Consider the following 2,638-nt stretch of genomic DNA (forward strand, 5'->3'; position numbering starts at 1 on the left):
AAATCCGCTTATGATCCTGTGCCGCCACCATAGGAACTACCGTATAACCGTCGGTAAATGCCAGCAGCGAAGCTTCCTCGCCCTCAAGATATTCTTCGATAACAACCAAATTGCCGGCACTACCAAATGCCTTATCCCGCATCATCATCTCAACAGCGGCAACAGCTTCCTCTACTGTCATGGCTACTACAACACCTTTGCCGGCAGCCAACCCATCTGCCTTAACAACAATCGGAGCACCTTGTTCTTTTATGTATGCAATAGCCTTATCAGCATCAGTAAAGACGGCTGAAGCAGCAGTTGGAATATTATATTTACGCATAATTTCTTTGGCAAAGGCTTTTGAACCTTCAAGCTGAGCCGCCTTCTGGGATGGTCCAAAAACTTTAAGATTTAGTGTGGAAAAATAATCGACAAGACCATTAGTAAGCGGCAGCTCAGGGCCAACCACAGTTAAATCAATAGCATGATCTACAGCAAATTTTCCTAACGCCTCATTATCACTTATATCAATATGAATACATTCGGCTACCGCCGCAATTCCCGGATTTCCCGGAGCACAATAGATTTTTTCTACCCGAGGACTTTGCGCTAATTTCCAAGCCAGAGCATGTTCGCGCCCGCCACCGCCAATAAGAAGAATTTTCAAAGCTATCACTGCTCCTCATATATTACATTAAAACCAACGTACTGCCATAAGACCAAGATATTCCTTGATGGCCAACTGGGTGTTATAAAAAGCATCCGCCCTTGGCCATAACAAATGCCATTCAAAAATAAAATGAGTATTTGTTTGGTAATCGGTAGGATATGGTGTCACTACCATATTATATTTAGCAAACTGACGCACAGAGCGCTCCATATGAAAGGCTGAAGTCACGAGTACTGGCCTGGTAAAGCCATGTTCTGCCAAAATCCTTTGGGTAAATTTGGCGTTATCCGTAGTATTGAGGCTCTGCCCCTCCACAATAATTTTATTATCGGCAACACCCAACCCCCGCAAGATATGCCGGGCAATCTCAGCTTCTTTGCCGGTGTTGGCAAAGACTTGCCCTCCAGAAACGATGATCGGTTTATCAGTAAGCTGATGTAACTGCGCGGCTGTTAATAGCCGGTTGGCAGCAAAGCCCGTAAGATGACCTTTACCATAAATATTGGGTGTATCCGCCGTTGCCCCGCCTCCCAGCATGACAATCACATCACCGTTGACCTGTTCGGGCGGCTGGTAACGGCTCTCCAAAGACCGAATTAATCCTTCTCCTACTAACGGTGTAGAAACTAGGTATAAAAGCACTGTTATGAGAACCAGTATCCCTACTCCCCGCTGATTGCGGCGATACATCCAAAGACAAACAAATGCCAGCGCAGCAATAAATAGGCCTGGTGGCAGCAAAAAAGTTGTGTATAAAAACTTTATCAACACTAGCACCAAAATACCTCATTTCTATGTTCTGCGCCTACAAATAATATCAGTAAGACTTTTGCCCGCTTACGCTTGGCAAAAGTCTTACCTGTTATTATTTCTTTTCAATCTTAGCCCATGAGTCTTTTAATGAAACAATACGGTTAAATACAGGAAGTTCTGGAGTTGAATCACGATCCTTGACAAAAAATCCTTGCCTTAGAAACTGGAAACGATCCCCCGACTGAGCGGTTTTAATACTTGGTTCGATCAAGCAATCGGTCAGCACTTCCAAGGAATTGGGGTTTAGCATCTCGACAAAATCTTTATCTGTCGTTTCTGCATCTTCCTGCTCTTGACTATCCAGCAATAAATAATCGTATAACCGAACCTCAGCTTTTACGGCATGAGCCGCGGATACCCAGTGCAATACACCCTTAACCTTACGGTTTACAGTACCGCTGCCACTCTTGGTGTCCGGATCATACGTACAATGGACTTCCTTAATCTCTCCTGTTTGCTCATCTTTTACTACATATTCACATTTAATGATATAGGCATGTTTCAGCCTAACTTCAGCTCCAGGGGATAGGCGAAAATATTTTTTCGGTGGATTTTCCATAAAATCATCTTGTTCAATATAGATTTCGCGGGAAAATGGCAATGTCCGTGATCCCATTTCCGGATTTTCTGGGTTATTTTCGGCTATCAACTCTTCGACTTGTCCTGCCGGATAATTATCGATAATAACTTTAAGCGGTCTAAGCACCGCCATCACACGTGGCGCTTTCGGGTTAAGGTCTTCACGAATGCAATGCTCCAACAAAGCAATATCAACTGTGCTGTTACTCTTAGCCACACCGATTCTGTCGCAGAAATCCCGAATAGCTTCCGGCGTATAACCCCGTCGCCTTAAACCGGAGATTGTCGGCATCCGTGGATCATCCCAGCCGCTTACATATTTTTCCTCAACCAAGCGACGCAGGTAACGTTTACTCATAATCGTCCTAGTCAGATTTAAGCGGGCAAATTCAATTTGCTGACACTTATAGATGCCTAAAGCTTCCAATGTCCAATCATAGAGCGGCCGATGATCAGCAAACTCAAGTGTACATATGGAATGCGTCACACCTTCAATAGAGTCAGAGATAGGATGAGCATAGTCATACATGGGATAAATGCACCACTTATTGCCTGTACGGTGATGCGGCGTACGGATAATACGGTAAAGAACCG

3 protein-coding genes are annotated in these 2,638 nt (G+C 44.3%); all 3 read right to left on the bottom strand.

Translation table 11 applies throughout. From position 1 onward, the window contains the following. On the bottom strand, window positions 1-649 hold a 649-nt coding region (gene purD / locus AC29Z1_RS07065), incomplete at its 3' end, for a phosphoribosylamine--glycine ligase (protein ID WP_488270756.1). Between the two features lie 27 nt (window positions 650-676). Continuing rightward, the gene (locus tag AC29Z1_RS07070) at window positions 677-1,429 is read right to left on the bottom strand and encodes a YdcF family protein (protein ID WP_488270757.1); all 753 of its coding nucleotides are present in this window, start codon (window positions 1,427-1,429) and stop codon (window positions 677-679) included. A gap of 88 nt (window positions 1,430-1,517) precedes the next feature. Then, window positions 1,518-2,638 (bottom strand): glutamine--tRNA ligase (gene glnS, locus AC29Z1_RS07075; RefSeq protein WP_488270758.1); only part of this gene is annotated, 1,121 nt, incomplete at its 5' end.

The sequence above is a fragment of the Sporomusa sp. genome, from assembly GCF_057736855.1.